Origin of the sequence: Rhizobium aethiopicum, from assembly GCF_014197535.1 — a bacterium.
GTDB lineage: Bacteria > Pseudomonadota > Alphaproteobacteria > Rhizobiales > Rhizobiaceae > Rhizobium > Rhizobium aethiopicum_A.
On the sequence record NZ_JACIFV010000014.1, the window covers coordinates 43,066 to 63,585 of the forward strand.

Here is a 20,520-nt window from a genome sequence, read left to right on the forward strand (position 1 = left end):
CCCTAACCCTCTCCACGCTCGCGGGGCGAGGGGACTTGCCCCACGAGAGCGAGTGGACCGGAGAGCGCGCGGCATGTCCCTTCGCCCCGCGAGCGGGGGTCCGAAGGACGGGTCGAGACCCGTGGCTCGACCCCGGTCGGTGCCGGCAGGCGGATGAGGGGCAAGGCCAATCGTGCCTACAGCCAAATGATCGTCCGCTCGCTCGTATCGATCCTGACAATCCGATCCTGTGGAATGCCGCCTTCGGCGGCGGTGCTCTTCGGCAGGTCGGCAATCGCCTGGAACAGCGTGCGGATGACGCCGCCATGGGTGACACAGACGGTAGGACGCTCGACCGATTGCAGCCATGCGCCGGTGCGCCAGGAGAGGATTTCGTAGCTCTCCGCATCGTCGCCGGGCGGGATGAAATCCCATTTTGAGGCATTGCGCTCCGCCACCCGCTCGGCCTGCGTCGCCTTCAGCTCCTTGAGCGTCGAGCCCTCCCAGTCGCCGAAGGAAATCTCCACCAGTCTCGGATCGGTGCGATAGGCAAGCGGCGGCAGGCCCATGGCGGCGCGCATGATTTCCATCGTTGCGCGCGTGCGTCCGAGCGGGCTTGCGACGAAATCGAATTCGCCGACCGTCTCGCCGAGAATCTCAGCCAGTGCGATGCCGTTCTGCCGGGCCTGTTCCAGGCCGATGGCATTCATCGGCACGTCTTTCTGGCCCTGCAGGCGGCGCTCGGCATTCCAGTCGGTTTGACCGTGTCTGATCACGTAGATGAGCACGGTCTCGACTCCGGGGGACTTAGTCCTTGACGACCGAGATGTCCGGCGCGTCGACCGCCTTCATGCCGATGACATGGTAGCCGCTGTCGGCATGGTGCACCTCGCCGGTGACCGAGCGCGACAGGTCGGACAGCAGATAGAGGCCGACATCGCCGACTTCCTCGATCGTGACGGTGCGGCGCAGCGGCGCGTTATATTCGTTCCACTTGAGGATATAGCGGAAATCGCCGATGCCGGAGGCGGCGAGCGTCTTGATCGGCCCGGCCGAAACCGCGTTGACGCGGATGTTCTGCGGCCCGAGGTCGACGGCGAGATATTTGACGCTCGCTTCGAGCGCGGCCTTGGCGACGCCCATGACATTATAGTTCGGCATCACCTTTTCGGCGCCGTAATAGGTCAGCGTCAGCATCGAGCCGCCTTCCGTCATCAGCTTCTCGGCGCGGCGTGCGACCGAGGTGAAGGAGTAGACGGAAATCTGCATCGTCTTGGTGAAATTGTCGGGCGATGTGTCGATGTAGCGGCCGGTCAGCTCGTCCTTGTCGGAAAAGCCGATGGCGTGCACGAGGAAATCGATCTTGCCCCACAGCTTTTCGACATTTTCGAAAACCGCGTCGATAGTGGATTCGTCGGCGACATCGCAGTGACCGACGAGCGTCGCGTCGATTTCGGCTGCAAGCGGCTCGACCCGTTTCTTCAGCGCATCGCCCTGATAGGTGAGCGCAACTTCTCCGCCCTGCGCATGAATGGCCTTGGCAATACCCCACGCAATCGAACGATTGTTGGCGACACCCATGATGACGCCGCGTTTGCCTGCCATGAGGCCGGATGCTTGAGCCATATTTTGCTCCCTAGGATTCTGATCGATCCTGCCTATGGCATAGGCCGTTAATCGGTTCAAGCTTGGCCTGGATCATCAACTGTTAGGGATCGTAACAAAGGGTGCGAATGTCATAAAAATTTCACAGGAACAGGCCTTCGCGCATGCTCCGCATGAGATCGGTGATCTTGTCGTCGGGTTTTTCCCACAGGATGATGCGCAATTCGACGACGAGATCGCCTCTGCTGCCGTCTTCCCGCGGCAACCCCTGACCGGGAATCGCGATCGTCTTGTCCGAGCCCGACCATGCGGGAACGGTGATGTTCAAGGGCCCGGCCGGGCCGTCGATACGAGCCTCGGTGCCGAGCACGGCATTTTCGATGCTGATCGGCAGCACGGCGTGCAGGTCGAAACCATCGACGGTGAAGCGCGGATCGGGGGCGATGCGGATATTGACGACGGCATCGCCGCGCTGCATGCCCGGCAGCTTGAAGCCCTGTCCCTTGAGCCGGAGCTCATGACCATCCGTGGTGCCGGCCGGCAGCGCGAAGCCGATTTCGCGGCCCTCCGGCAGAGATGCGGTGATCCAGCCGCTCTTCAGCACGTCGTCGATCGTGACCGTCGCCGTCGTCACCTCGTCGGGCGCTTTCTCGAGGCCGGTATCCTTGGCGCCGGTGAAACGGCGCACCAGCGATGTCAGAATGCTGAGCGGCAGCGACAGGTTGGCGCCGGCATTATTTGACGTCTCGCCGGGTTCCTCATTGGCCTCGGCGGCCTCACCATCCGCACGTCTGCCCTCTTCGGCCTGGCCCTGGCCCTGCGTCTGCTGATTCTGTGTTTGCGGACTCTGGGCCTGCTGGGCGCGGCCTTGCGCCTGGCCGCCCGCCGCAGCGCGCGCCTGCGCGCCGAAAATGCGCTCCACCATCTCCTCGGCGCCTTCGCCGGCGCCGGCCTGTTGTCGCTGGCCGTCGGCCGCGGCCTTCTGGGCAGCCCGGGCAAGCTCTTCCATCACCCGCTCGGCATTGGCCTGTGCCGCCTTGGCGCGAGCCGCCGCCTCACGCGCGGCCTGGCGCTGCTGCATGATCGTCTGTTCCTGCTTCTTGGCTTCCGCCATCCGCACGGCATTGTCGAACAGGCTGCGTTTGCGCGGATCTCTCAGCGTTTCGTAGGCGCGGCCGATCTCGGCGAACCGGGCCGTCGCCGTCGGATCGCCCTGATTGTGATCGGGATGGGCTGCTTTGGCCATGTTGCGCCAGGCCGCCTTGATCTCGTCCGCCGCCGCGTCGCGCTTGACGCCCAGAATTTTGTAAGGATCGCGCATGTCAAAACCGCCGGTGTTGCGATGCGGGCGCCTGTCCTTGCCCGGCATCCCCGCCCAATATCGAAGTCCAATATCAACATGTGAGGTGCCACCGGCCGCAAAGGCAGGGAGAGCCACTCTCGACACCGATCGTGCGGCCGAGTTGCTAATCACTTCTTATTTCTGGGGAGGGATGGGGAGTGTTTTGCCGTAAATGGTTAGCTCTTTGCTAAGCATTCACGACAAAGCCGGCCGCCGTTAACCTGTCACGCGCCGAATCGGTTCTGGCAGATCAAATTTCCCGCCGGAACTAGCTTTCCGGCTGGAAGCTCAGCAGCTGCCAATTGCCGCCGCCGACGAGGCAGGTCTTGCCGTAGAATTTGGCGATGCCGACATAGGAGTGCCGCGTCGTGCGGAACTGCCGGCAAACCTGGCCCGATTCGTTGTTTTCGACGATCGTATCGATGACGCCGGCGCTGCCGGTCGATGCATTCGCCCAGGGAAGCGGCTGGCCTTCGAGTTTGTGCACATCGGCCGAAGTCACGGCATTGCGCACTGTCATCTCGTCCGAGAGGGTGTCGGTGCTCGGCGGCGTCTGCGGCACGGTGCCGGTGGCCACCGACCGGTCGACCTTGGCTTCGCTCAAGAAATCCGTCCCGCCGGCAAGGCAGCCGGAAAGCGACAGCATTGCGGCGCCGACAACCAGGAAGACGCTGCTGCGTTGCCGCAGGCCCTTTGTATGGCGATATGACTTTGCTATGACTTCCACCCTGCGTCCTGTCCAGTTATCAAAAGCTGGGCGAGTTTTGAATAATCCGGGGCATTTGAACCAATATGTCGGCAAACGAGTTAACAAGCGGTGACTTTACCGAAAGTGGCGAGCCCTTCAAGCTCTTTGCCGAATGGCTGAAGGAAGCGGAGGCCTCCGAACCGAACGATCCCAATGCCGTGGCGCTGGCAACGGTCGATGAGCATGGTCTTCCCAATGTCCGCATGGTGCTCCTGAAGGGATTCGACGATGACGGTTTTGTCTTCTACACCAATTTCGAGAGCCAGAAAGGTCGCGAAATCTTGGGGCAGAAGAAAGCGGCCATGTGTTTCCACTGGAAAAGCCTGCGCCGCCAGGTGCGGCTGCGCGGGCCCGTCGAGATCGTGAGCGACGCCGAAGCCGACGCCTATTTCAAGACGCGGGCGCGCGGCAGCCGCATCGGCGCTTGGGCCTCCAAACAATCGCGTCCGCTCGAAAGCCGATTCGCGCTGGAGAAGGCGGTGGCCGAATACACCGCCCGCTACGCGATTGGCGAGATACCCCGGCCTCCCTATTGGTCGGGCTTCCGCATCCGGCCGACCTCGATCGAATTCTGGAAGGATCAGAATTTCCGCCTGCATGACCGCATCGAATTCCGCCGCCCGTCCCCAGTCGGGGCCTGGGAAAAGGTGCGGATGTATCCTTAACTTACCGTCTACCGGCCCATCAGTTTCAGCGGAATGCCGGAGGCAAGCGCCGCGACGTAGCGCCGCCTCTGGTAGTAGCCGTTCAGCGACATGCGCGGGAGATAGCCGGTCTTGTCCGCCGCCGGCAGTCCCGGCTGAGTCGTGACCGCGACCGAAAAGCCCAGCCGGCTGGCAATCGCCGCCTCGCGGCCGGTCGCCGCTTCCGGCGTGCCGTAGGGATAGGCGATCGCGGCGGGACGGACGCCGGTCAGCGCCTCGACGTAATCGGCCGAAGCCTCCATCTCGATCCGCGCTTCGGCCTCCGAGAGCCGGGCAAGGGCGCGATGGCTGATCGTATGGGCGCCGAGCGCTGCAAGCGGACGTCGGGCGAGCCGCTGCAATTGCGCCGGTCCCATCACCAGATCGCGCACGATATCGGTCGGCTCGATGCCTTTTTCCCGGGCCAGCATATCGAGGGTCGCCACGGCGCGCGCCTCGTCGTAGCGGTGGATATAACGGGCGAAACGGTCGAAGGCCTCCCATTGTTGCCGCGGCCCGTCGAGCGCCAGCCGCTCGCTGCCGCGGCCGAAATCGAAGCGGATTTCTTTTGTCTGGCGCAACAGGACGGCGAGCGTTTCCCACCAGATGCTGTGGGAACCTTCGGCAAAACCCTTGGTGACGAACACCGTGAAAGGCGCCCGATGCCGCTCGAACACCGGCAGTGCATGCTCCATGTTGTTGATGTAGCCATCGTCGAGGGTAAAGGCCGCAAACGGCTTGCCGCCCTCGGGCTCGGCCAACAGCGCCGGCAGCTGGTCGACCCGCACGAAGCGATAGCCGTCGCGCGTCAGCCGCCGCAGCGCTGCATCGAGAAAGTGCGGGGTGATTTCGAGATGCGCATTCGGCGCAAAGGCTTGGGGCTCGTGCGGGCGGACATGATGCAGCGTGAAGACGACTCCGCGCCCGCGCGCCTGCCGCATCAGGCCGGCCGCAGCGATCAGCCAGGATGCCTCGAGCCCGGCGCCGATCGCCGCCCGTTTTGCCAGTCGCTTCAATTGCCCCGTCATGCGCCGCTCATTGCCTCTTACGCCAAACTAGCAACCGCAGTTTAAGCCTTACTGAATCCCGATTTCGCACAGCTTCTTTCGTTTTTTGTTAACCAAGACGATGAAAAGGCTAGAAAAATGGTAGGCGTTGCCGCAAAGTCGCGCCAAACTTGCGGCTTCTGTCACATTACGACACATGGCCGGCCCGATCGAGAGCCAGCGCATCAGGGGGATTCCATGAGAAAGCTATTGGCGGCTGTTTTGACCGTAACGCTAGCCGTTTCGGCGCCGCTTGCGGCTCTTGCGGGCAGCGCCTCGCTGATCCTCGATGCCCGGACCGGCAAGGTGCTGGCGTCCGAAAACGCCGATACGCTGAACCATCCGGCCTCGCTGACGAAGATGATGACGCTCTATCTCACCTTCGAGGCGCTGAAACGCGGCAAGATCGCCTGGGATACGCCGATCAAAATGTCGAAATACGCTGCCACACGGCCGCCGACCAAGCTCGGCGTCAAGGCGGGCGGCACCATTACGGTGCGCGAGGCGGTCTACGGCATGATCGTCAAATCCGCCAATGACGCCGCTGCCGCCATGGGCGAGAAACTCGGCGGCTCGGAGAGCGGCTTTGCCCGGATGATGACGGCCAAGGCCCGCCAGCTCGGCATGAGCCGCACCGTCTTCGTCAACGCATCCGGCCTGCCGAACAGCCGCCAGGTGACGACGGCGCGCGACATGTCGACGCTCGCCGTGGCGCTGATGAAGAATTATCCCAATGAATACCGCCTGTTCTCGACGGCAAGCTTCAGTTTCCGCGGCAAGACCGTGCGCGGCCACAACAATCTCATGTACCGCTACCAGGGCATGGACGGCATCAAGACGGGTTATACCAACGCCTCCGGCTTCAACCTCGTCAGCGCCGTCAGGGACGGCAACCGCCGCGTCGTCGGCGTCGTGCTCGGCGGCCGCACCGCCCGCAGCCGCGACGCCAGGATGGAAGCGCTGCTCGACCGCTATCTCGGCCGCGCCTCGTCATCCGGCGGCGCCAGGCTGATGGCAAGCGTCGGCGCCAGGGAGCCGGTCGAAGTCGCGTCCGCCGCCGATGCATCCGACGTTCCGGTGCCGGCGAACGCGCCGCGCCCTGACGAAGATCTCGCAGCGAAGACCCTGGCTTATGCCGATGACGCCGTCGTGCCGCTGGAGCGTCCTGTCGCGATGGATGAGATCCTGAATGCCGGCAAGAGCGGCAAGGCTTCGGCCGGGAAAGCCGATGGAACCTGGCAGATCCAGATTTCGGCGGCACCGAGTGCCGATGCGGCGCGGGCGCTTCTTGCCCAGGCACAGTCGGAAGGCGGCGCGCCGCTGGTCTCCGCCTCGCCCTATACCGAGGCTGTCGGACAGGGGGCGAACAGGATCTATCGCGCCCGCTTCGTCGGTTTCGCCAGCAGGGACGCCGCCGTCTCCGCCTGCGATGCGCTGAAACAGCGTTCCTATGATTGCATGCTGCTGCCCGATCACAGCTAATCGCGGTCGCCATATTCCAATCTGGACAAGCAGCGGGAATCAGCGTCTTCTCCATAAACAAAAGGAGAACATTGATGCTGCGCCGTCTCGCCGACCAGTTCGAAGCCGCTTCCTCTGCCCATGTCGCCGCCAATGGCATCGAGCGAGATGCCGACTGGTTCCTGTTGAAACTGCAGGAGGAAATGGGAGAGCTCACCCAGGCCTGGAACCGGCTGACCGGTCGGGGCCGTGCGAAGGGCCGCTCTCCTGAGGATATCAGGCGCGATCTGGCAGACGAGACTGCCGACCTGCTCGGTCACCTCATGCTGTTTGCTCGCCGCAACGACATCGACCTCGCCGCCGCAATCGAGCGGAAGTGGCGGTTTCAGCCGCGCTGGTAAGAAATCGGGAGCGACATCAGAAGATTTTGCTCAAGCCGGTCACCAGCCAGAAGGAAAGCGCCGATATTATCGCCGCGGCCGGCAGGGTGATGATCCATGCGATCACGATGTTGCCGGCAAGCCCCCATCTGACGGCGGACACGCGCCGGGCGGCGCCGACGCCGATGATTGCGCCGGTAATCGTATGGGTGGTTGAAACGGGGATGCCGAGCCAGGTGGCGCCGAACAGCGTCAAGGCGCCGCCCGTTTCGGCGCAGAATCCTTGCATCGGGTTCAGCCTGGTGATCTTCGAGCCCATCGTATGGACGATGCGCCAGCCGCCGAACAAGGTGCCGAGCGCCATCGCCGCCTGGCAGGAAATCACCACCCAGAGCGGCACGTGGAAGTTGCCGCCGAGATAGCCCTGCGAGTAAAGAAGCACGGCGATGATGCCCATGGTCTTCTGGGCGTCATTGCCGCCATGGCCGAGTGAATAGAACGACGCCGACACGAACTGCAGGAAACGGAAGGATCGGTCGACGGCAAACGGCGTCTGCCGGATGAAGATCCAGGTCACCGCCAGGATGAGGAACAGTGCCAGGAGAAAACCGATCATCGGCGACATGACGATGGCGGCGGCGGTCTTGAGAAGACCGCTCCAGACGATCGAGCTCAACCCCGTTTTGGCAAGGCCCGCACCGACCAGCCCGCCGACCAGGGCATGGGATGAACTGGAGGGAATGCCGAAGATCCAGGTCACGACATTCCAGACGATGGCGCCGATCAGGGCCGCGAAAATCACCTGCGGCGTTACGATCGCCGGATCGATGATGCCGGTCCCGAGCGTCTCGGCCACATGCAGCCCGAAGAACAGGAAGGCGATGAAATTGAAGAATGCCGCCCAGAAGACCGCATATTGCGGCCTCAGGACACGTGTCGAGACGATTGTTGCGATCGAATTGGCCGCATCATGCAGGCCATTGAGAAAATCGAACAGCAGCGCGACGCCGATGAGGCCGACAAGAAGCGGAAGAGCGAGGACGGCATCCATCAGACATTCTCGATCACGATGCCGCTGATCTCGTTGGCGACGTCCTCGAAACGGTCGACCACCTTCTCCAGCTCGCCGTAGATCTCGCTGCCGATCATATAGGCCATCGCATTGCCGGCGCCGTGCCGACGAAACAGATCCTTGAGTCCCTGCTCGTGCAACTCGTCGGAGCGCCCTTCCACCCGCGTGACCTGCTCGACGATGGCAGAAAGCCGCGGTGCATTGGCGCTCATGCGATCAAGCAACGGAATGGCCTCGGAGATGAGATTGGCAGCTTCCACAACCGTCTTGCCCATCTCCTGCATCCCCGGATCGAAGCTGGTCTGCTCGAAGAGCCGGATGGTCTTGACGGTCTTGTGCATCATGTCGATCGCATCATCCATGGATTGGATGAGATCCTTGATGTCTCCACGATCGAAAGGTGTGATGAAGCTCCGCCGGACGGCCTGCATGACTTCGCGTGTTATATCGTCGGCCTGATCTTCCAACCGCACGATCGTTTCGCATTGATGCTCGATCTCTACTCCCGACAGCAACCTGTCCAGAGCCTGTGCGGCGTCGACGATCGTTCTGGAATGTTGTTCGAAAAGGACGAAGAACCGGTCTTCGCGCGGCATCAACTTTCGAAACCAACCCAGCATGAACACCTCGTGATCTTTGGTCTGCGCTATAGGCGACAAGCCGTCCTAAACCGTATCCCATTGAAGTGATAGGGGTGAATTTCAGTTTATGACAGATTTGTGACAGCGCCGCCCTTGAAGTAGAGATATAGTTGAGGAACATTGGCGGCGCCCGAACCTTGTTCAGCGTCCCAAGCTTCTTTTCACGATTGATCTATCGCTCAGGAGATTACCATGGCTTCCGCCACTAATGATGGCCGGCCCGCGGCGGCTGAAGCCAATGCCGAAGAAAGCTAGATCCTATCTCGGCCGGCTGGCAGGCGCGACCGATCAGCTCTTGAGGGGGGAAGCAATCGAGCAGTTTGCGGCGATCTGTTATCGAAAAGTCGGCGACAACTTGGTTGAGGTTCTCCTGATCACATCGCGCGACAGCGGCCGCTGGGTCATTCCCAAGGGCTGGCCTATTGCGAAGCTCACGCCCCACCAGGTTGCCGAGCGCGAGGCTTGGGAGGAGGCCGGGGTGAAGGGTAAGGCCAGGAAGCGGCCCTTTGGCTTCTACACCTATATCAAGACGCTGGCCAACGGTGAACGCGTTCCTTCCGTCGTTCAGGTCCATCTCTTGCAAGCCGAAAAAATCGACGAGAAGTTTCCGGAGGAAAAACAACGAAACAGCCGATGGCTCCCGCCGCTCGAAGCCGCTGCTCTCGTCCGCGAGCCCGAACTGAAAAGCTTGCTGGGCAAGGTTGAAAGAACGGTGGTGAAACTGCCGAAAGCCTAAGACCGAAATCCGGCGAAGGTTTTCGGAACGACATTCTCTTTTGTCAGCCGACCTTATATCGATAAAACTTGCTGTCCACCGCCATCAGCGGGAAGGAGCGGGGCAGGGCGTCCTTGGCGATCTCGGTAAAGCCGTTCTTCTCGTAGAAGCGATGGGCAGCGACGAATTTGTCCGTCGTGCCGAGGAAGATATCGGTGAGGCCGGCATCTCTGGCGTGATCGAACAGACGCTGGAGAAGCCGCGCCGCCACGCCGTGTTCGCGGCCGCGAACCTCGGCGGCGACGAACATTTTGCGCAGCGCCGCCTGATTGTTGCCGATGTCTTTCAGCCCAAGCGTGCCGACGATCGCGCCGTCCTTGACGGCGACCCAGAACTCACCTTTGCCGGACTGGTAGAAATCCGGGATGACCCTGAGATCCGGCTGCGCATCGGCTGTGATGTCGATGCCGAACTCCTCGCGCTGGATCGGCAGGATCACCGACAGCACGTCATCAGCGTCGCCGGCGGCAAAGGCTCTGATTTCGATCTCCGCCATCGGTTTCCTCCCCGCCTCAGGTCTGCGTGCCGCCGACGGTGACCTGATCCATGCGCAGATGCGGCTGGCCGACGCCGACCGGAACCCATTGACCGGCCTTGCCGCAATTGCCGATGCCGGTATCGAGCTTCATGTCGTTGCCGATCATCGACACCCGCTTCATCGCGTCCGGGCCGTTGCCGATCAGCATCGCGCCCTTGATCGGCGCGCCGACCTTGCCGTTCTCGATCAGATAGGCCTCGGTGCAGCCGAAGACGAATTTGCCGGAGGTGATATCGACCTGGCCACCGCCGAAGGAAACGGCATAGATGCCCTTCTTCACCGAGGCGATGATTTCCTCAGGCGTCTTGTCGCCGCCGAGCATATAGGTGTTGGTCATGCGCGGCATCGGCACATGCGCATAGCCCTGGCGGCGGCCGTTGCCGGTGGGCGCCATGCCCATCAACCGGGCATTCTGCCGGTCCTGCATGTAGCAGACGAGCTTGCCGTTCTCGATCAGCACGTTGTAGCCGGACGGAGTGCCCTCGTCGTCGATGGTGATCGAGCCGCGGCGGTTGTCTATCGTGCCGTCATCGACGACGGTAACGCCTGGCGCGGCGACGATCTGGCCGAGAAGACCTGCAAAGGCCGATGTCTTCTTGCGGTTGAAATCGCCTTCCAGCCCGTGGCCGACCGCCTCGTGCAGCATCACCCCCGGCCAGCCGGAGCCGAGAACGACGTCCATCGTGCCGGCCGGCGCATCGATCGCTTCCAGATTGACCAGCGCCTGGCGCAGCGCCTCGTCGGCGCCATATTGCCAGCTGCCCTCGGCAATGAAATCGCCGAAGCCGATGCGCCCGCCGCTGCCATAGGAGCCGCTTTCCTGCCGCTCGCCGTCGCCGACCACGACGGAAATGTTGATGCGCGTCATCGGCCGAATGTCGCGGACACGATGGCCGTCGGCGCGCAGGATGTCGACGACCTGCCAGCTCGCCGCGACCGAGGCGGTTACCTGCCGCACCTTGTCGTCCTTGCCCCTGAGATAGGCGTCGATGTCCTGCAGGACCTTGACTTTCTCCTCGAAACTCGGCTGGCCGATCGGGTTCTGGTCGCCGTAGAATTTCTTGTTGGTGCCCTGGGGAGCGGCGGCATAGGTGCCGGAATAGCCGCGCGTCACCGCGCCGACAGCATCGGCCGCCCGCTTCAGCGCCGCCACCGAGAGATCGCCCGCATGGGCATAACCCACGGCTTCGCCCGCAACGGCGCGAAGCCCGAAACCCTGTTCGGTGTTGAAGCTGCCGCCCTTCAGCCGGCCATTGTCGAAGGTCAGCGCCTCGGCCTGGGCATGCTCGATAAACAGCTCGCCGTCATCAGCGCCGGAGAGCGCCTCCGCGACAAGGCCGCGCATCGTTGCTTCGTCGGCGTCGAAAAGCGTCAGGAGATCGGTGGTCATGATGGGGCTCCAATGGGCATGCGGTCGGGAATGCGCTTGCGCCTTAGATAGGGCTCCTGATGATAAAGAGTGAAGCCCTGCGGTGGAATATTCTTTGTGGGGGCGCAATCTTGAGAGATGGAACATCGTCAAGGGAGGATAAGCGCTGTCATCGCTGCGCTGGAAACATGCCCCTGCCGATCCCGACATGCTAGTCCAATTCGGGGCCGGACCGGTCACCCCATTCTCCGTCATCCTCGGCCTTGAGCCGAGGATCCATGCCTGCCACCCAGGATGCCGCTTGGATGCTCGGGTCAAGCCCGAGCATGACGGAGTGTGAGGAGGTTCCGGAGCAAGTGCAGCGATCGAATGACGCAAGACGACGTACTGCGCTTACATGCCCTCACGGCAGAGCGTCGAAACCTTCGGCGAAGCCCTTGAGGTCGACGGGGATGCCAATGCCTTCTTCCGGGGTCTGGAAGACGATGAAGGTGGCCTGAGCGCCGCTGCGGAAGGTCTTGAGCAGTTCGTCCTCAAGTACGACTTCGGCATAACAGCCGTCGGCGAAGCAGCGGACGAAGTAGGCGCGGCCGATGTCCTTGCCGTCGACATTGAGACCGAGGCCGTTTGGCAGGAGCACGCCGAGCGGCGCCAGCACGCGCAGGATCTTCGATTTGCGGTCGGCCGTCTTCAAGACGACGACGGAAAGCCCGACCTCCGGCCGGTCCTCGGCGATGACGTTCTGCATCAGCGCGCATTGCTCCGTCGCCGCGCCGGCCGGCTTGTCGCAGACGACAGACCAGGCGCCGTGATTGGATTTCACCGTGCCGGGCGCCTGCGGCTGGGTCTGGCCGGGCGTCACCTGGATATTCGGGTTGGCAGCCGGGGGCTGCTGCGCCGGGGCAGGGGCGGCCGGTGCTGGTGTGGTGGCTTGAGCCGGGGAAGGGGCGGGTTGCTGCGCGAAGACGGGCGTCGTCGCTGCGGCCGCGATGCTGGCAGTCACGAGAAGCGACCGCGCGAGGGAACGGAAACCCATGGAAACCTCTGGATATCGAATCATTGCGGCTATTGTTGAAGCTGCCCACCGGAAATGAAAAGCCCCACCCCGTGAAAACCGGGGGACTGCGGCAGAAATTGGACCTTTGTCAAATAATGTACGGGGGGCGGATCGGCCGGAAAGGGCATTTTTCATATGCCGATGAAAAACTTGGGATGTTTTGCCGTTCGGCCTGCCTGTGCTTTAAGCAAAAATGCCGCATAGACAATTGCGCCTGCCTGTTGCGGCAAATGCCAAACTGTGGTTTGAAGCGCTGAAGATGGCAAGGATTCTGCGTTCGATTTAGCAGGTCAAGCGCTCGAGGGAGATAATAAGGTGATGAAGAAGGCTTATGCAGCCCTGACCACGCTGGTCTGTCTGCTTTTTGCTTCCGGCACATATGCCGACCAGCCGACGCCGTGGCAGGCGACGCTGCAGCCGGCGGCGACGCCGATTATGCGGGAAATTCATTGGTTCGAACAATATACCCTGTGGTTTATCGTTCCGATCACGCTGTTCGTTCTGATCCTGCTCATCGTCGTCTGCTTCAAGTTCCGCGCCAGCGCCAATCCGGTTCCGTCGCGCACGAGCCACAATACGCTGATCGAGGTCATCTGGACCGTGGGGCCGGTCCTGGTGCTACTCTTCCTCGCCATTCCCTCGTTCAATCTTCTGACGGCGCAGCTGACGCTGCCCGAAAATCCTGACGTGACGATCAAGGCGACCGCCACTCAGTGGCAGTGGAATTATGAATATGAAGGGTCGGGCGACAGCCCGCTCGCCTTCGATTCCTACCTGTTGAAGGATCAGGATCGCGCCGCCGCCGGCAAGGAAGACAAGTCGGTCTATCCGCGACTTCTCGCCGTCGACAACGAGCTGGTGCTGCCGGTCAACAAGACGGTCCGCGTTCTTGTGACGTCTGCGCCGACCGACGTCATCCATGCTTTCGCCATGCCGTCCTTCGGCATCAAGATCGACGCCGTGCCGGGCCGCCTGAACGAGACCTGGTTCAGGGCCGAGCGCGAAGGCCTGTTCTATGGCCAGTGTTCCGAGCTCTGCGGCAAGGACCATGCGTTCATGCCGATCGCCATCCGCGTCGTCTCCGAGGACAAGTACAAGCAGTGGCTGACCGCAGCCGCCAGCGACCTGCCCGGCGCCTACAAGACACTCATGGCCGCAACCGATGGTCCCGCGAAGACCGTCGACGTTGCCGAAGCACAGTAATTAAAGGGGATCGGGACAATGGCTGGACCTTCCGCTCACGACGATCATTCTCACGCCCACCACGACCATGCGCATGATGATCACGATCACCATGATCACGGGCACAAGCCGAGTTTTGTCAATCGCTGGCTGTTCTCGACCAACCACAAGGACATCGGCACGCTCTACCTGATCTTCGCGATCATCGCCGGCATCATCGGCGGCGCGTTGTCGGTGGCCATGCGCATGGAGCTGCAGGAGCCGGGCATCCAGATCTTCCACGGCCTGGCCTCGATGGTCTACGGCTATGAGGGCGATGCCGCCATCGACGGCGCCAAGCAGATGTTCAACATGTTTACGACGGCGCACGCGCTGATCATGATCTTCTTCATGGTCATGCCGGCGATGATCGGCGGTTTCGCCAACTGGATGGTGCCGATCATGATCGGCGCTCCCGACATGGCCTTCCCGCGCCTGAACAACATCTCCTTCTGGCTGATCGTTCCGGCCTTCGCGCTGCTCTTGCTGTCGATGTTCGTCGAAGGCCCGGCAGGCGCTTACGGCACCGGCGGCGGCTGGACGATGTATCCGCCGCTGGCAACGAGCGGCACGCCGGGACCGGCGGTCGACCTGGCGATCTTCGCGCTGCACATTGCCGGCGCCTCGTCGATCCTCGGTGCGATCAACTTCATCACCACGATCCTTAACATGCGCGCCCCCGGCATGACGCTGCACAAGATGCCGCTGTTTGCCTGGTCGGTGCTGATCACCGCCTTCCTGCTGCTGCTCTCGCTGCCGGTTCTGGCGGGCGGCATCACCATGCTGCTGACCGACCGCAACTTCGGCACCTCCTTCTTCTCTCCGGAAGGCGGCGGTGACCCGATCCTCTACCAGCACCTGTTCTGGTTCTTCGGTCACCCCGAGGTCTACATCCTCATCCTGCCGGGCTTCGGCATGATCAGCCATATCATCTCGACCTTCTCGAAGAAGCCGATCTTCGGTTATCTCGGCATGGCCTACGCCATGGTCGCGATCGGCGCCGTCGGCTTCGTCGTCTGGGCCCACCACATGTACACGGTCGGTCTGTCGCTCGATGCGCAGCGCTACTTCGTCTTCGCCACGATGGTCATAGCCGTTCCGACAGGCGTGAAGATCTTCTCCTGGATCGCAACGATGTGGGGCGGCTCGATCTCGTTCCGCACGCCGATGCTCTGGGCGATCGGCTTCATCTTCCTGTTCACGGTCGGCGGCGTCACCGGCGTTCAGCTCGCCAATGCCGGTCTCGACCGTTCGCTGCATGACACCTATTACGTCGTGGCCCACTTCCACTACGTTCTGTCGCTCGGCGCCGTCTTTGCGATCTTCGCCGGCTGGTATTACTGGTTCCCGAAGATGACCGGCTACATGTACAACGAGTTTGTCGGCAAGCTGCATTTCTGGGTCATGTTCATCGGCGTCAACCTGGTGTTCTTCCCGCAGCACTTCCTCGGCCTCGCCGGCATGCCGCGCCGCTACATCGATTATCCGGATGCCTTTGCCGGCTGGAACTATGTTTCCTCCATCGGCTCCTACATCTCGGCCTTCGGTGTGCTGATCTTCCTCTTCGGGGTCTTCGAAGCCTTCGCCAAGAAGCGCATCGCCGGCGAAAATCCGTGGGGCGAGGGTGCGACGACGCTGGAATGGCAGCTGCCTTCGCCGCCGCCCTATCACCAGTGGGAACAGCTGCCGCGCATCAAGTAAAGCGTGCGTAAAACCGGACGCCGCATTCGAAAACGGCGTCCGGCGTAAGGAAATTCAGGACGGAATAATGACGGTTATCGACAATCACGAGGCGCTTGCAGAGGACGGCGAAATGTCGGAAGCGAGCGCGCGCGATTATTTCGAGCTCTTGAAGCCGCGGGTCATGTCGCTCGTGGTCTTCACCGCCTTTGCCGGCCTGGTGCTGGCGCCGGGCCACATCAACCCCGTCCTCGGCCTGATCGCGATCCTTTGCATCGCCGTCGGCGCCGGCGCCTCGGGCGCGCTCAACATGTGGTACGACGCCGATATCGACGCCGTCATGAGCCGCACGGCCAAACGTCCGATCCCGGCCGGCCGCGTCGCGCCGTCGGAAGCGCTTGCCTTCGGCCTGGTGCTGTCGGGCTTTTCGGTTGTCATTCTCGGCCTTGCCGTCAACTGGCTCTCGGCCGGCATCCTCGCCTTCACCATCTTCTTCTACGCCGTCATCTACACCATGTGGCTGAAGCGCTCGACACCGCAGAACATCGTTATCGGCGGTGCTGCCGGCGCCTTCCCGCCGATGATCGGCTGGGCCTGTGTGACGAATTCGGTGACGATCGAGAGCACCGTTCTCTTCCTGATCATCTTCCTGTGGACGCCGGCGCATTTCTGGGCGCTTGCCCTGTTCAAGATGCGCGATTATGAAGCCGTCGGCGTGCCGATGCTGCCGAACGTCGCCGGCGAGCGGGTGACCAAGCATCAGATCGTCGCCTATGCGGTGCTGACTGCAGTCTGTGCGGTGCTGCCGTCCTTCCTCGGTTTCGCAAGCTTCGGCTATGGCCTCATCGCCGCCGCTCTCGGCGCGATCTTCATCACCTGTTCCATCGCCGTCTGGCGCATGCCGGACGGCGATCTGAAGATGATCCCGGCCAAGAAGCTCTTCGCCTTCTCGATCTTCTACCTCTTCGCCGTATTTTCAGTCCTGATGATCGACCGGCTGGCTTCGGTCTTGGTTTCGCACGCTGGAGGTTGGTTCTGATGGATCTGGTCAAGCTCACCGAAAAGCAGATGAAGTCGCGCCGCAATCGCAACATCGCCCTCGGGCTGGTGCTGGCCGGCCTAGTCGTCCTCTTCTATGCAATCACGATCGTCAAGATCGGCGGGGGAATGGCCGGATGAGCGAAAGAGCCGCCGCACCAAGGAAGCAGGGCCGTAATAACGGCGCCGTCGTGTTGATGTGCCTGAGCTTCGTCTTCGGCATGGGCGCGATGAGCTATGCCGCCGTGCCGCTCTACCGCATCTTCTGCCAGGTGACCGGCTATAACGGCACGACGCAGCGCGTCGAGCAGATGTCGAGCGTCGTGCTCGACCGCAAGATGCGCGTCACCTTCGACGCCAATGTCGCCCCCGGCCTGCAATGGGATTTCAAGCCAGTCGAGCGCGAGGTCAATCCCAAGATCGGCGAAACCATCCAGGTGATGTTCACGGCCGAAAACCGGTCGAACGAAACCCAGCGCGGCCAGGCGGTGTTCAACGTCACGCCGGGCGAAGCGGGCGTCTATTTCAACAAGGTTCAGTGCTTCTGCTTTACGGAAACGGACCTGAAGCCGGGCGAGAAGCTGGAAATGCCGGTCGTGTTCTATATCGACCCTGAAATCGTCAAGGCGGTGGAATCGAAGGATATCCACACGGTGACGCTGTCATATACGTTCTACCCGAAAGAGGGTCAGAAGCCTGTCGCTTCGAATGAGGGTGGAGCGGTGAAGATTGAAAAGAAACTTTGATCAAGGCTCGTTTCCGGCTAAGCCGGGAGCGAAGTGAGGAAGACATCCGGGGATAGCCACATGGCCGATGCGCATCAGAAGAACCACGACTACCACATCATCGATCCGAGCCCATGGCCGATTCTGGCCTCGCTCGGCGCCTTCATCATGGCGATCGGCGGCGTCTGCTATATGCGTTACCTGAACGGCGGCTCCTTCAAGGTCGCCGGCGCCGAACTCGCCAATCCCTGGCTCTTCTTTATCGGCCTCGTGCTGGTTCTCTACGTCATGTACGGCTGGTGGGCCGATACGGTGAAGGAAGCCCATGAGGGCTCTCACACCCGCGTCGTCTCGCTGCACCTGCGTTACGGCATGATCATGTTCATCGCTTCGGAAGTGATGTTCTTCGTCGCTTGGTTCTGGGCCTATTTCGACGCCAGCCTGTTTCCGAACGAGGCGATCCAGGCCTCGCGCATGGCCTATACCGGCGGCGTGTGGCCGCCGAAGGGCATCGAAGTCCTCGATCCTTGGCACCTGCCGATCTACAACACCGTCATCCTGCTGCTCTCGGGCACGACGGTCACCTGGGCGCACCATGCACTGCTGCACAACGACCGCAAGGGCCTCATTCAGGGCCTGACGCTGACCGTGCTGCTCGGCATCCTGTTCTCCAGCGTGCAGGCCTACGAATATGCCCACGCCCCGTTCGACTTCAAGAATTCGATCTACGGCGCGACTTTCTTCATGGCGACCGGCTTCCACGGTTTCCACGTCCTCGTCGGCACGATCTTCCTGCTGGTCTGCCTGCTGCGCGCGCTGCGCGGCGATTTCACCCCGAAGCAGCATTTCGGCTTCGAGGCGGCCGCCTGGTACTGGCACTTCGTCGACGTCGTCTGGCTGTTCCTCTTCTTCTGCATCTACGTCTGGGGCGGCTGGGGCGCTCCGGTCGCCGCGGGCTGATCGGGAGCGATGTTCAAGCGAAAGGCGGGCCTCGGGTCCGCCTTTTCTGTTTTCGGCTCCACGCACCGTGATCGCAGGGCTTGATCCACAGCGCGGCCCCTGACGTCCCGCTACGATTGAGTGAGAATCACCAAGGTCTCCGGCAATACTCCGTCATACTCCATCGCATCCGCCGCTTGCTTGGACTTCATAAACTCCTCCAGGCGGCCCATGTCGGGAACGTCCATGACGAGGCCAACGCGGTTGGACGCCTGTGGATCGACAAACGTCCGAATGTTTGTGCAGCCGAGCGGCTCGAAGACCTCTTTGCGGCGCGGTGAAGTGAGCCAATGTTTGACGTCCTTGACGTCGTGGTAGGCCAATATGGTAGGCATAGCATCCTCCTCTCAAAGCCAAATGGAACACTACGCCGCGATTGATCACATTGATATTACCCGGATGGGCGGTGCCCATCGTCGTCGGCAAATGGCAAAGATGTCGATGGTCTCGTCGCTTTCGGCCCCAGCTTCGCACCTGGAAGCGATAATGGTGGCATTTGCCGCCGAACTCGGCGTCGATGCTCGGGTCAAGTCGGTCAAACCTGAGCCTAATGGAGAGTGGGACGTGCGATTGGTAAGAGGCGGACACTCATCCCATGCTTGGGCATCGACAAAGCGTTTGCATGTCGGGAGAGATCAAGAATGCTCCTCCGATTGATTGCAACTATATTCAAGCAGAAGGCATGCCCGGTGCCTGATTTTTGCAGATAAATCTCGTTTTGCTTGGCCTTGTGCCCGTTCGATTCGCGCGGGTGGCTGCCCCTCACCCTAACCCTCTCCCCGTCAAACGGGGAGAGGGGACGTGCCCTGCGAAAGGCAAGTGGGAACGGAGAGGTCGCGGCATATCCCCTTCGCCCCGTTTACGGGGAGAAGGGTGGCGGCAGCCGGATGAGGGGCCGGTCGCCCTGCGGGCCTCGACTACTAAACCTACAGCGGGAAACGGTTAATCGCCTTCCGATCCGCTGCCATGATGGGACGACTGAAGATTCTTCAACATGAGCGGGGTGCTTTGGCACGCATCGACAGTGACCCAGCCAAGCTTTTCGTAGAAATGGACGGCATACGGCGCGGCATGGGCCTCCAGCCGGCTGAGGCCATATTCTACCGCTAGTCTCTCGACCTCGGACATCAAAATCCGCCCGAGCCCCTGTCTCTGATATTCCGGCAGGATGGCGACAAGCCGCACAATACCGGATGCGCCATCCGAGAGATCGAGGCGCACCGTGCCGAGAGCGACGCCGTCTTTCCTCAGCAGGAGCGGTATATGGCTCGCTTCATACTCATCCGGATGGTTGTCGTCGTACCCGTCAAGGCCGCGCAGTTCGAACAATACGTGCCGTCGGACGGCGTGATAGGCCTGCCAATCCTCGCTCTCTTTGACCTGCCGAAGTTCAATGGCCATCATGATCGATCCTCTCTGAGACACCCAGCCGTCACCGACCGCCTGCGATCCGTTCGAAGGCCGAGGGGGTCGGTATGCCGAGGTCGAGCTGGTGGCGGATCGCCTCGGCGCATTCGAGTGCGGTCAGCACCGAGGTGTCGACCTCCATGTCGTAGATGCCGGGGCGATGAACCTCGTCCTGCCAGCGCTGCACCGGTTCGGGGACCGGTACGTCTTCGGTGGCGCTGAGATATAGCGTCTCGCGCCCCTCTTGCTTGATCTCGCGCCGCTGCATGATCGTCTCGATCGGACAGCGCACGCCGACGAACAGCACTGGAAAGCCTTGCAGGCGCCGGGCGCAATCGCCGAGAATGCCGAGCGGCTGCGAGTAGCTGTCGTGATGGCCGAGATCGGCCACCACGTTGAGCCCCAGGCCGGCATGAATGGCGATCGATTCATAAAGGGCTGCATAGAGGAACGGCACGAGTTCCTCGAGATCCGGGCGCTCGCCGCCCGGCCTCAGGCCGATGCCGGGCAGGTAGCGCTTCGGTGTCATATCATTGTAGCCGTCGACGCCGAGGTTGATCCACGGCCCCTCGAATTCGTCCTGGATTGCACGCGCAATGCTGGATTTGCCGCTTCTCGGCGCGCCGTTCAGGATGATAATCTGTCCGGCATGGCTGTCATTGGTCATCAGTCTTCTTCTTCTGTTTGGCGCGAATCGGTGAGGCGAAACCGCGCAGGCATTTCCATTCGGGATGCGAATACTTTATGGGAGAGT

Annotated in this window: 23 protein-coding genes; 10 read left to right on the forward strand and 13 right to left on the reverse strand. The window is 61.8% G+C overall.

Going from position 1 to position 20,520, the window contains the following annotated elements; all coding sequences use genetic code 11:
* Window positions 1–176: 176 nt before the first annotated feature.
* The 4 genes from GGD53_RS18830 to GGD53_RS18845 all read right to left on the reverse strand — a co-directional run bounded on the left by GGD53_RS18830 (window position 177) and on the right by GGD53_RS18845 (window position 3,653).
* Entirely contained in the window at window positions 177–767 is a 591-nt protein-coding gene (locus GGD53_RS18830) for a histidine phosphatase family protein (protein WP_184458282.1), read from the reverse strand.
* A 19-nt stretch (window positions 768–786) separates the two neighbouring features.
* Window positions 787–1,605: an enoyl-ACP reductase FabI gene (fabI, locus tag GGD53_RS18835; protein ID WP_184458284.1), complete on the reverse strand. Its 819-nt coding sequence runs from the start codon at window positions 1,603–1,605 to the stop codon at window positions 787–789.
* 121 nt (window positions 1,606–1,726) lie between these two features.
* The gene (locus tag GGD53_RS18840) at window positions 1,727–2,905 is read right to left on the reverse strand and encodes a J domain-containing protein (protein WP_184458286.1); all 1,179 of its coding nucleotides are present in this window, start codon (window positions 2,903–2,905) and stop codon (window positions 1,727–1,729) included.
* Between the two features lie 289 nt (window positions 2,906–3,194).
* A complete protein-coding gene (locus tag GGD53_RS18845) occupies window positions 3,195–3,653 on the reverse strand; it encodes an RT0821/Lpp0805 family surface protein (RefSeq protein ID WP_184458288.1) in 459 nt (152 codons plus the stop codon).
* 65 nt (window positions 3,654–3,718) lie between these two features.
* Here GGD53_RS18845 and pdxH point away from each other — a divergent pair, with 65 nt between their 5' ends.
* Window positions 3,719–4,339, forward strand: a complete 621-nt coding sequence (gene pdxH / locus GGD53_RS18850) for a pyridoxamine 5'-phosphate oxidase (protein ID WP_064800912.1) — start codon at window positions 3,719–3,721, stop codon at window positions 4,337–4,339.
* 8 nt (window positions 4,340–4,347) lie between these two features.
* Here pdxH and GGD53_RS18855 read toward each other — a convergent pair whose 3' ends face one another.
* Window positions 4,348–5,385, reverse strand: coding sequence for a polysaccharide deacetylase family protein (locus GGD53_RS18855; RefSeq protein ID WP_184458290.1), 1,038 nt, complete (start codon window positions 5,383–5,385; stop codon window positions 4,348–4,350).
* A 216-nt stretch (window positions 5,386–5,601) separates the two neighbouring features.
* Here GGD53_RS18855 and GGD53_RS18860 point away from each other — a divergent pair, with 216 nt between their 5' ends.
* On the forward strand, window positions 5,602–6,885 hold the full coding sequence (locus GGD53_RS18860) for a D-alanyl-D-alanine carboxypeptidase family protein (protein ID WP_184458292.1): 1,284 nt from the start codon (window positions 5,602–5,604) through the stop codon (window positions 6,883–6,885).
* Between the two features lie 74 nt (window positions 6,886–6,959).
* The gene (locus tag GGD53_RS18865) at window positions 6,960–7,265 is read left to right on the forward strand and encodes a pyrophosphatase (RefSeq protein WP_184458294.1); all 306 of its coding nucleotides are present in this window, start codon (window positions 6,960–6,962) and stop codon (window positions 7,263–7,265) included.
* A gap of 16 nt (window positions 7,266–7,281) precedes the next feature.
* Here the strand turns inward: GGD53_RS18865 and GGD53_RS18870 are convergent, their stop codons facing one another.
* Window positions 7,282–8,295: an inorganic phosphate transporter gene (locus GGD53_RS18870; RefSeq protein ID WP_184458296.1), complete on the reverse strand. Its 1,014-nt coding sequence runs from the start codon at window positions 8,293–8,295 to the stop codon at window positions 7,282–7,284.
* Entirely contained in the window at window positions 8,295–8,936 is a 642-nt protein-coding gene (locus tag GGD53_RS18875; protein WP_184458298.1) for a DUF47 family protein, read from the reverse strand. Before GGD53_RS18875 ends, GGD53_RS18870 begins: the two co-directional genes overlap by 1 nt.
* 316 nt (window positions 8,937–9,252) lie before the next feature.
* Between GGD53_RS18875 and GGD53_RS18880 the strand changes: the two genes are divergently transcribed.
* Window positions 9,253–9,693, forward strand: coding sequence for an NUDIX hydrolase (locus GGD53_RS18880; protein ID WP_348647437.1), 441 nt, complete (start codon window positions 9,253–9,255; stop codon window positions 9,691–9,693).
* Between the two features lie 43 nt (window positions 9,694–9,736).
* Here the strand turns inward: GGD53_RS18880 and GGD53_RS18885 are convergent, their stop codons facing one another.
* The 3 genes from GGD53_RS18885 to GGD53_RS18895 form a co-directional block, all read right to left on the reverse strand.
* Window positions 9,737–10,228 (reverse strand): GNAT family N-acetyltransferase, encoded by a 492-nt coding sequence (locus tag GGD53_RS18885; RefSeq protein ID WP_184458302.1) that lies wholly within the window; start codon window positions 10,226–10,228, stop codon window positions 9,737–9,739.
* A 16-nt stretch (window positions 10,229–10,244) separates the two neighbouring features.
* On the reverse strand, window positions 10,245–11,660 hold the full coding sequence (gene tldD / locus GGD53_RS18890) for a metalloprotease TldD (protein ID WP_184458304.1): 1,416 nt from the start codon (window positions 11,658–11,660) through the stop codon (window positions 10,245–10,247).
* Between the two features lie 382 nt (window positions 11,661–12,042).
* Complete coding sequence (locus GGD53_RS18895; RefSeq protein ID WP_184458306.1) at window positions 12,043–12,699, reverse strand: invasion associated locus B family protein; 657 nt, start codon at window positions 12,697–12,699, stop codon at window positions 12,043–12,045.
* A gap of 315 nt (window positions 12,700–13,014) precedes the next feature.
* Between GGD53_RS18895 and coxB the strand changes: the two genes are divergently transcribed.
* From coxB to GGD53_RS18925, 6 genes are all read left to right on the forward strand, one after another.
* Entirely contained in the window at window positions 13,015–13,899 is an 885-nt protein-coding gene (coxB, locus tag GGD53_RS18900; RefSeq protein WP_184458308.1) for a cytochrome c oxidase subunit II, read from the forward strand.
* 18 nt (window positions 13,900–13,917) lie between these two features.
* Entirely contained in the window at window positions 13,918–15,618 is a 1,701-nt protein-coding gene (ctaD, locus tag GGD53_RS18905) for a cytochrome c oxidase subunit I (RefSeq protein WP_184458310.1), read from the forward strand.
* A gap of 67 nt (window positions 15,619–15,685) precedes the next feature.
* Window positions 15,686–16,636: a heme o synthase gene (locus GGD53_RS18910; protein ID WP_184458312.1), complete on the forward strand. Its 951-nt coding sequence runs from the start codon at window positions 15,686–15,688 to the stop codon at window positions 16,634–16,636.
* Window positions 16,636–16,776 (forward strand): hypothetical protein, encoded by a 141-nt coding sequence (locus GGD53_RS18915; RefSeq protein WP_004672998.1) that lies wholly within the window; start codon window positions 16,636–16,638, stop codon window positions 16,774–16,776. The genes GGD53_RS18910 and GGD53_RS18915 overlap by 1 nt, the downstream gene beginning before the upstream one ends.
* Window positions 16,773–17,381, forward strand: a complete 609-nt coding sequence (locus GGD53_RS18920; RefSeq protein WP_184458314.1) for a cytochrome c oxidase assembly protein — start codon at window positions 16,773–16,775, stop codon at window positions 17,379–17,381. Before GGD53_RS18915 ends, GGD53_RS18920 begins: the two co-directional genes overlap by 4 nt.
* Before the next feature lie 60 nt (window positions 17,382–17,441).
* Window positions 17,442–18,320 (forward strand): cytochrome c oxidase subunit 3, encoded by an 879-nt coding sequence (locus GGD53_RS18925; RefSeq protein WP_184458316.1) that lies wholly within the window; start codon window positions 17,442–17,444, stop codon window positions 18,318–18,320.
* A gap of 110 nt (window positions 18,321–18,430) precedes the next feature.
* Here the strand turns inward: GGD53_RS18925 and GGD53_RS18930 are convergent, their stop codons facing one another.
* From GGD53_RS18930 to GGD53_RS18940, 3 genes are all read right to left on the reverse strand, one after another.
* Complete coding sequence (locus tag GGD53_RS18930) at window positions 18,431–18,694, reverse strand: hypothetical protein (RefSeq protein ID WP_097597707.1); 264 nt, start codon at window positions 18,692–18,694, stop codon at window positions 18,431–18,433.
* Window positions 18,695–19,301: 607 nt separating this feature from the next.
* Complete coding sequence (locus GGD53_RS18935; protein WP_246717831.1) at window positions 19,302–19,763, reverse strand: GNAT family N-acetyltransferase; 462 nt, start codon at window positions 19,761–19,763, stop codon at window positions 19,302–19,304.
* A 28-nt stretch (window positions 19,764–19,791) separates the two neighbouring features.
* Window positions 19,792–20,433: a chloramphenicol phosphotransferase CPT family protein gene (locus GGD53_RS18940; RefSeq protein WP_184458318.1), complete on the reverse strand. Its 642-nt coding sequence runs from the start codon at window positions 20,431–20,433 to the stop codon at window positions 19,792–19,794.
* Window positions 20,434–20,520: the final 87 nt, after the last annotated feature.